The organism is Neisseria sp. P0001.S005 (genome assembly GCF_051963715.1).
In genome coordinates this window covers 1-8,088 of the sequence record NZ_JBQCTZ010000157.1, presented here as the reverse complement: position 1 = coordinate 8,088, position 8,088 = coordinate 1, and the positions used below count along the sequence as shown (strand labels likewise).

Here is an 8,088-nt window from a genome sequence, read left to right as displayed (position 1 = left end):
GGATTTAACGGCGTTATCTTTTCAGACGACCTGACCATGGAAGGCGCATGCGGTGTCGGCGGTATTAAAGAACGCGCCCGCCTTTCTTTTGAAGCAGGCTGCGATATTGTACTGGTGTGCAACCGTCCTGACTTGGTAGATGAATTACGAGACGGTTTCCACGCACCGGCAAACGCCGACTTGGCAGCACGTTGGCAATACATGGCCAACACATTGACCGTACAAGAAGCTGCCGACATCATGGCAACCGAAGCATTCCAAGCCGCCCAACAAGCAACTGCCAAACTGGCAACGCCTAAAGACATCGCAGGCGGTGTCAAAGTCGGCGAAGCATTCTGATTCAAGGCCGTCTGAGACATTGACGGCAAATAAAAAAGGAAGACTTGAAAAAGTCTTCCTTTTTTTGATTCAAACCGATTAGCGGTGTTGCGGATTGTAACGGCTTTCCAATCGCAGGAATACCCAACCCAAAAAGCTTGTCAGCACCAAATAAATCAGCGCGATTGTATAAAGCGGCTCCTCATAGACAGAATAGCGGCCGGTAATCGTGCTTTGCACATAAGCCAACTCTGCCACGCCAATGACGGAAAGCAATGAGCTGTCTTTCAACAACGTAATAAACTCACTGGCCAATGGCGGCAACATACGGCGCAAAGCTTGCGGCAAAATCACATAACGCATCGCCTGAGTATAGGTCAAACCCAAAGAACGCGCAGCTTCCATTTGGCCCTTATCAATTGACTGGATACCGGCACGGAAAATTTCACAAATATACGCACCTGAGTTCGCAACCAAAGCCAAAGAGCCGGCAATCAGCGCACCATAAGAACGGCGCAGATCAACAGCTGCTTCGCCGCTAATCAATACCCCGTCGGCCGGATGAACAAAAAATGGGAACCAAACATAAGCCCAAATCACAATTTGTACAAACAATGGCGTACCACGAAACAGCGTCACATACCAAAAAGAAATCTTACGCAAAACCCAAGCCAAGGCACGCATCGGTGCACCGGCTTTTTCCGGATTGATCAAACGCGCCAATGCCAGCAGCAAACCCAAAACTGAGCCGCCTGCCGTTGCAACCACCGTCAGCCCCAGCGTCGTCAATACGCCGTATAAAAACATCCAGCGGTATTCATAAATAATGTCAAAACGAAAATCCATAACCCTTCCGTCGGTCAAAATCGGTAACTAATCCGAATATTTTTTAAAATGAAGCTTGATATTTTACAAGAAAATACATTGCTTGAACGGTTTTTTGTTAAATTATTCCGCCCAACCCTGTTTTTTTACATTTCCAACGTATTGCAGCCCCTTTTCACCTTTCATCATATAAGACATTTTCCGTATAAAAAACAAAGCGCAAACCCGACACAAAATTGACCGAAACGCAAAAACAGCGGATAATCCGCCCATTCTTCAAACATCTTTCAGACGGCCTTCCCTCTTTCCTTGAGGGCCGTCTGAAAACATTTTAAAAAGCATAAAACATGAAAGCACCTGAACTCTTATTACCGGCCGGCGGCCTTGAACGTATGCGCGCCGCCTACGATTACGGCGCAGATGCCGTTTACGCCGGCAGCCCGCGTTACTCCCTGCGCGCCCGCAACAACGAATTTGCCAAACTCGACGTCCTCGAGCAAGGCATTAAAGAAGCACACGAGCGCAACAAAAAATTCTTCCTGACCGTCAATACGCTGCCGCACAACTCCAAACTCAAAACCTTTGTTTCCGATATGGAGCCCTTGATTGCCATGAAACCCGACGCGCTGATTATGGCGGATCCGGGTTTGATTATGACCGTGCGCGAAAAATGGCCGGAAATGCCGATTCACCTGTCCGTACAGGCTAACACCACCAACTATTGGGGCGTGAAATTCTGGCAGAACATCGGCGTCGAACGCATTATTCTGTCGCGCGAATTGAGCATGGAAGAAATCGCCGAAATCCGCCAAGAATGTCCGGATATCGAACTCGAAGTCTTCATTCACGGCGCATTGTGCATCGCCTACTCCGGCCGCTGCCTGCTCTCCGGCTACTTCAACCACCGCGACCCCAACCAAGGCACCTGCACCAACTCCTGCCGTTGGGACTACAAGGTTCACAACGCCGTCGAAAGCGATGCGGGCGACGCCCAACTTCTGCAAGGTTTCAACTTTGAAAAAGCCCAAGAAGAAGCCAACCAAAACTTTGAAGGCATCAATGGTCAAAAACGCCATCCCTACGCCGACAAAGTTTTCCTGATTGAAGAGTCCAACCGCCCGGGCGAAATGATGCCGATTATGGAAGACGAACACGGCACCTACATCATGAACTCCAAAGACCTACGCGGTATTGAAGTGGTTGAGAAACTGGCCAAAATCGGCGTGGACAGCCTCAAAGTCGAAGGTCGCACCAAGTCGCTTTATTATGTTGCACGCGTGGCCCAGTCCTACCGCAAAGCGATTGATGATGCCGTTGCAGGCCGTCCGTTTGACTACGGCCTGTTGAGCGAACTCGAAGGCCTTGCCAACCGTGGCTACACCAGCGGCTTCCTCGAGCGCCACCAAACTCAGGATTACCAAAACTACCTGACCGGCCACTCCATCGCCAAACAAAGCCAATATGTCGGCCACGTTACCGAAATCGATGAAAACGGCTGGGCGACCATCGAAGTCAAAAACCGCTTTGCCATCGGCGATTCACTCGAAATCATCCACCCGAGCGGCAACCAAACCATCAAGTTGGAACAAATGACCCGCAAAGGCCAGCCTGTCGATGTCGCCCCAGGCAACGGCATTCAGGTCAAAATCCCCAATATGCAGGGCAAAGAAAAAGCTTTGGTTGCGCGGATTATGAATCCTTAAGCATCAACAAAACAAAGGCCGTCTGAATATTCAGACGGCCTTTTAAATGATCTATGCTGATTTAAGCCTGTTCTTGCAATACGGCGGCAATCAATTCTTCCGCACCATCATCCGCCAGTTTTTTGGCGACAGCGCGACCCAAAGCATCGGCATATTCGGCTAGGGCTTGCGCGTCTGCCTGCAAAATAACCGAACCGTCAGGATGACCGACCAAGCCGCGCAAGGTCAGCAAACCGTTTTCTTCAGTGCAATATGCGGCCAGCGGCACTTGGCAGCTTCCACCCAAAGCACGCGCCAACGCACGTTCGGCCGTAACGCAGGCGTGTGTGGTATCGTGATTCAACGGCTTTAAGACTTCATACAAATCTTCGCGATGCGCTGCAATTTCAATACCCAATGCACCTTGTCCGGCGGCAGGCAGACTGTCAGATTCCGACAAAATCATGCGGATGCGTTCGTCCAATTCCAGACGCTGCAAACCGGCGGCGGCCAAGATAATCGCGTCGTATTCGCCATTATCAAGTTTGGACAAACGGGTTTGCACATTGCCGCGCAAAGGTTTGATAACCAAATGCGGATAGCGCGCACGCAACTGGGCTTCACGGCGCAGGCTGGATGTGCCGACGACGGCGCCTTTGGGCATTTCTTCCAAACGCGCGTATTGGTTGGACACAAACGCGTCAAACGGATTGGCGCGTTCGCCGATAGCTGCAAGCGCGAAACCTTCAGGCAAATCCATCGGTACGTCTTTAATCGAATGCACGGCCAAATCAGCCCGGCCGTCATACAAAGCCTGTTCCAACTCTTTGACAAACAAGCCTTTACCGCCGACCTTTGACAAAGTTCTGTCCAAAATCTGGTCGCCGCGCGTGGTCATGCCCAAAATCTCGACCTCGCAATCGGGATACAGGGCTTTCAGACGGCCTTGGATGTGTTTTGCCTGCCACATGGCAAGCAGGCTTTCGCGACTGGCGATAACGAGTTTTTTCGGGTTCATAATGGTTGCCTGAAAGATGGAAAACGGCATGAAGTCTATCATATTTTGGGCGGTTTTTCAGACGGCATGGGGGTGAATATGTTATATTTACACCTAAAAACCAAATTTTCCGGACAACATGAAACGCGCCAAAAAATATCCTTTTTTATCCTTACAGCGGCAACGTTTTCATCTGAACTTTGAAAACGCCTCTTCCGCCGCCAATCTTCCGAGCGAACGCGATTTTTACCGCTGGGCGTGGTCTGCCTTAAAAAACGAATACCGCCGCGCTGACATCAGCCTGATTCTTCTGGGCGAAGAAGAAGCCCGCGCCTACAACCGCGACTACCGCGGCAAAGATTACGCCACCAATGTATTGAGTTTTGCGCTCAACGAAGGCGAAATCCTGCCCGACCAGTTTTCAGACGGCCTGTATGGCGATTTGGTGATTTGTCCGCAAGTGGTTTTGAAAGAAGCCAGCGAACAAGGCAAAACACCCGAGCAGCATTTTGCCCACCTAACCATACACGGCACTTTACACCTGATGGGCTACGACCACATCGAAGACGATGAAGCCGAAATAATGGAAGCCGAAGAAATCCGCCTGATGCTGGCGGCAGGTTTCCCCAACCCCTACCAAGAGGACGAATATTAAAATGGACGGTACGCAGTCGAAACCCAAGTTTTTCGAACGCCTGATCTCCCGACTTGCTGGCGAGCCCGACTCCGCCGAAGACGTATTGACCCTGTTGCGCCAAGCGCACGAACAGGAAGTTTTTGATGCCGACACACTGACCCGGCTGGAAAAAGTATTGGACTTTGCCGAGCTGGAAGTGCGCGATGCCATGATTACGCGCAGCCGCATGAACGTATTGAAAGAAAACGACAGCATCGAGCGCATCACGGCCTACGTCATCGAAACCGCCCATTCGCGTTTCCCCGTCATCGGCGAAGACAAAGACGAAGTTTTGGGTATTTTGCACGCCAAAGACCTGCTCAAATATATGTTTAACCCCGAGCAGTTCCACCTGAAATCCGTCTTGCGCCCTGCCGTTTTCGTTCCCGAAGGCAAATCGCTGGCCTCCCTTTTAAAAGAATTCCGCGAGCAACGCAACCACATGGCGATTGTCATCGACGAATACGGCGGCACATCCGGCCTGGTCACCTTTGAAGACATCATCGAGCAAATCGTCGGCGAAATCGAAGACGAATTTGACGAAGACGACAGCGCCGACAATATCCACGCCGTTTCTTCCGAACGCTGGCGCATCCACGCCGCAACCGAAATCGAAGACATCAACACCTTCTTCGGTACGGAATACAGCAGTGAAGAAGCCGATACCATCGGCGGCCTGGTCATTCAAGAGTTGGGACATCTGCCCGTGCGCGGCGAAAAAGTCATTATCGGCGGCCTGCAATTTACCGTCGCACGCGCCGACAACCGCCGTCTGCACACCCTGATGGCCACACGAATTAAAGAAAACACGGATAAACCATGATTATTCTGGATCACGTCTCCAAACACTATCAAACACGCGACAACAAAGACTTTGTCGCCGTTGAGCCGACCAGCCTCGAAATTAAACAAGGTGAAATCTTTGGCCTGATGGGCTATTCCGGCGCAGGCAAATCTACCCTGCTGCGCCTGATTAATTTATTGGAACGTCCGGATACAGGTACAGTCAGCGTGTGCGGCCAAGAACTGACCGCGCTCAACGCCACGCAACTGCGCCACGCCAGACAAAACATCGGCATGGTATTCCAACAGTTCAACCTATTAAGCAACCGTACCGTTGCCGAAAACGTCGCCTTTCCTTTAGAAATTGCCAAATGGCCGTCTAAAAAAATCCAAGCGCGTGTTGAAGAATGTTTGGAAATCGTCGATTTGCAAAACCGTGCCAACCATTACCCATCCCAACTTTCCGGTGGTCAAAAACAACGTGTCGGCATTGCCCGTGCGCTTGCACCGCAACCTCAAGTCATCCTCGCCGACGAACCTACTTCCGCCCTCGATCCTGCCACTACGCGCAGCGTTTTGAAGTGTTTGGAAGATATCAACCGACGTTTCAACGTAACCATCGTCATCGTTACCCATGAAATGAGCGTTATCCGCCGCCTGTGCGACCGCGCCGCCCTCTTGGACAAAGGCCGTCTGCTGGAAATCGTTGAAGTACACGGCAACCAAATCCATGCCCAATCCGAAATCGGGCAAGAGCTGATTCGAGAGGACTAATATGGCAGATTTAACATTTGAAAGTGCTGTTGAGACCATCGTCAGCATGAAAGGCGAAATTATCCAAGCCTTAGGCGAAACCTTTATTATGGTCGGCCTATCGACTACTTTCGCCGTTATCTTCGGTACGATTTTGGGCGTATTGCTGTTTGTGACGTCAAGTCATCAGTTGCACTACAACAAACAGCTGAATTTATTTTTGGACAACCTGGTCAACCTAATGCGCGCATTCCCTTTCGTCATCCTGATGATTGCCATGATTCCTGTTACACGCGCCATCATCGGTACGACCATCGGCCCGGTTGCCGCCTCATTGGTATTGAGCGTATCCGGCCTGTTCTATTTTGCCCGTCTGGTCGAGCAAAACCTGCGCGAAGTGCCCAGAGGCGTGATTGAGGCAGCCTCCGCAATGGGAGCCTCACCCATGAGCATCATCTGCAAAGTGCTTTTGAATGAGGCGCGCGCAGGTATGGTTTCCAGCATTACCGTACTGGCTATCGGCCTTCTGTCGTACAGCGCGGCAGCAGGCATGATTGGCGGCGGCGGTTTGGGCGACCTTGCCATCCGTTACGGCTACTACCGCTATCAAATGGAAGTCATCATCTTCATTGTTGCCATCCTGGTTTTACTCGTTATCCTGATTCAAGGTATCGGCAACAGACTGGCACGCAAACTGGATAAACGTTAAACAAACCAGACCGTCTGAAATGGACTTACTATTTTTCAGACGGCCTGTTATCTATTTAGAACATATTAGGATATATATTCCAAATAAATTTACAAAAAACATCCTCATATTTCCAAAATAGATTTACAATCCCTCTTTTTTTGACGGTGGCAGCTTGAGGCCGTCTGAAACCGTTTTATCATCCATCAGGAGCAAAATATGCAAATCAACACATTCTTCAAAACCCTTTCAGCCGCTGCGCTGGCTATCGTACTGGCTGCCTGCGGCGGTCAAAAAGACAGCGCGCCTGCTGCTTCTGCCGCTTCTTCTGCCGACAACGGTGCAGAGAAAAAAGAAATCGTCTTCGGTACAACCGTCGGCGACTTCGGCGATATGGTAAAAGACCAAATCCAACCGGCTTTGGAGAAAAAAGGCTATAAAGTCAAACTGATCGAGTTCACCGACTATGTGCGCCCCAACCTTGCTTTGGCTGAAGGCGAGTTGGACATCAACATCTTCCAACACAAACCTTATCTGGACGACTTCAAAAAAGAACACAAACTGGACATCGTTGAGGCCTTCCAAGTACCGACCGCACCTTTGGGCCTGTACCCTGGCAAACTGAAATCTTTGGACGAAGTGAAAGACGGCGTCAGCGTTTCTGCACCTAACGACCCATCCAACTTTGCCCGTGCATTGGTTATGTTGAACGAATTGGGCTGGATTAAACTGAAAGCCGACGTTGATCCGCTGACTGCTTCTAAAAACGATATTGCCGAAAATCCAAAAAACATCCAAATCGTAGAACTTGAAGCCGCCCAACTGCCACGCAGCCGTGCCGACGTTGACTTTGCCGTCGTTAACGGCAACTACGCCATGAGCAGCGGCATGAAACTGACTGAAGCCCTGTTCCAAGAGCCAAGCTTTGCCTACGTTAACTGGTCTGCCGTCCGCACTGCCGACAAAGACAGCCAATGGCTGAAAGATGTAACCGAAGCCTACAACTCTGACGAGTTCAAAGCCTACTCACAAAAACGCTTTGCCGGTTACAAATACCCTGCGGCATGGGGTGAAAACGCAGCAGCAGGTGCTCAAGCCGAAGCTGCCTCTACTGCTTCTGCAACCAAATAAGTAACTTTTTGAAAAAAGGCCGTCTGAACATTCAGACGGCCTTTTTCTATTGATTATCTCTTCTCAAAGCTCAAAACAAGTTTTTTGATTAACGCCAAATACTTACATAATTCCCTTTTTAAAACCAAATCAATATGTTGTAAAAAAGTTCAATAAGAAATCATGTTTTTATTCAATATAATCAATCACTAAATGAATTATTCTACTTTTTTATAATATTCACTAGTAATGTTCC

The 8,088-nt window shown here is 49.8% G+C and carries 9 protein-coding genes; 7 read left to right on the top strand and 2 right to left on the bottom strand.

Annotated features, from left to right (window positions below; all coding sequences use genetic code 11):
* The coding region (locus ACTHSP_RS15205) for a glycoside hydrolase family 3 N-terminal domain-containing protein (protein ID WP_440346375.1) at positions 1-339 on the top strand (339 nt) is incomplete at its 5' end.
* Positions 340-417: 78 nt separating this feature from the next.
* Here ACTHSP_RS15205 and ACTHSP_RS15200 read toward each other — a convergent pair.
* Entirely contained in the window at positions 418-1,164 is a 747-nt protein-coding gene (locus ACTHSP_RS15200; protein WP_128580488.1) for an amino acid ABC transporter permease, read from the bottom strand.
* 326 nt (positions 1,165-1,490) lie between these two features.
* Here ACTHSP_RS15200 and trhP point away from each other — a divergent pair, with 326 nt between their 5' ends.
* Positions 1,491-2,846: a prephenate-dependent tRNA uridine(34) hydroxylase TrhP gene (trhP, locus tag ACTHSP_RS15195; RefSeq protein WP_070606783.1), complete on the top strand. Its 1,356-nt coding sequence runs from the start codon at positions 1,491-1,493 to the stop codon at positions 2,844-2,846.
* A 61-nt stretch (positions 2,847-2,907) separates the two neighbouring features.
* Here trhP and hemC read toward each other — a convergent pair whose 3' ends face one another.
* Positions 2,908-3,843, bottom strand: coding sequence for a hydroxymethylbilane synthase (hemC, locus tag ACTHSP_RS15190; RefSeq protein ID WP_440346374.1), 936 nt, complete (start codon positions 3,841-3,843; stop codon positions 2,908-2,910).
* A gap of 118 nt (positions 3,844-3,961) precedes the next feature.
* Here hemC and ybeY point away from each other — a divergent pair, with 118 nt between their 5' ends.
* The 5 genes from ybeY to ACTHSP_RS15165 all read left to right on the top strand — a co-directional run bounded on the left by ybeY (position 3,962) and on the right by ACTHSP_RS15165 (position 7,853).
* The gene (gene ybeY / locus ACTHSP_RS15185) at positions 3,962-4,477 is read left to right on the top strand and encodes an rRNA maturation RNase YbeY (protein ID WP_070646276.1); all 516 of its coding nucleotides are present in this window, start codon (positions 3,962-3,964) and stop codon (positions 4,475-4,477) included.
* Between the two features lies 1 nt (position 4,478).
* A complete protein-coding gene (locus ACTHSP_RS15180; protein ID WP_070646272.1) occupies positions 4,479-5,321 on the top strand; it encodes an HlyC/CorC family transporter in 843 nt (280 codons plus the stop codon).
* Positions 5,318-6,055 (top strand): methionine ABC transporter ATP-binding protein, encoded by a 738-nt coding sequence (locus tag ACTHSP_RS15175; RefSeq protein WP_070646269.1) that lies wholly within the window; start codon positions 5,318-5,320, stop codon positions 6,053-6,055. Before ACTHSP_RS15180 ends, ACTHSP_RS15175 begins: the two co-directional genes overlap by 4 nt.
* Before the next feature lies 1 nt (position 6,056).
* On the top strand, positions 6,057-6,743 hold the full coding sequence (locus ACTHSP_RS15170) for a methionine ABC transporter permease (protein ID WP_070587440.1): 687 nt from the start codon (positions 6,057-6,059) through the stop codon (positions 6,741-6,743).
* A 198-nt stretch (positions 6,744-6,941) separates the two neighbouring features.
* On the top strand, positions 6,942-7,853 hold the full coding sequence (locus ACTHSP_RS15165; protein ID WP_003684378.1) for a MetQ/NlpA family ABC transporter substrate-binding protein: 912 nt from the start codon (positions 6,942-6,944) through the stop codon (positions 7,851-7,853).
* Positions 7,854-8,088: the final 235 nt, after the last annotated feature.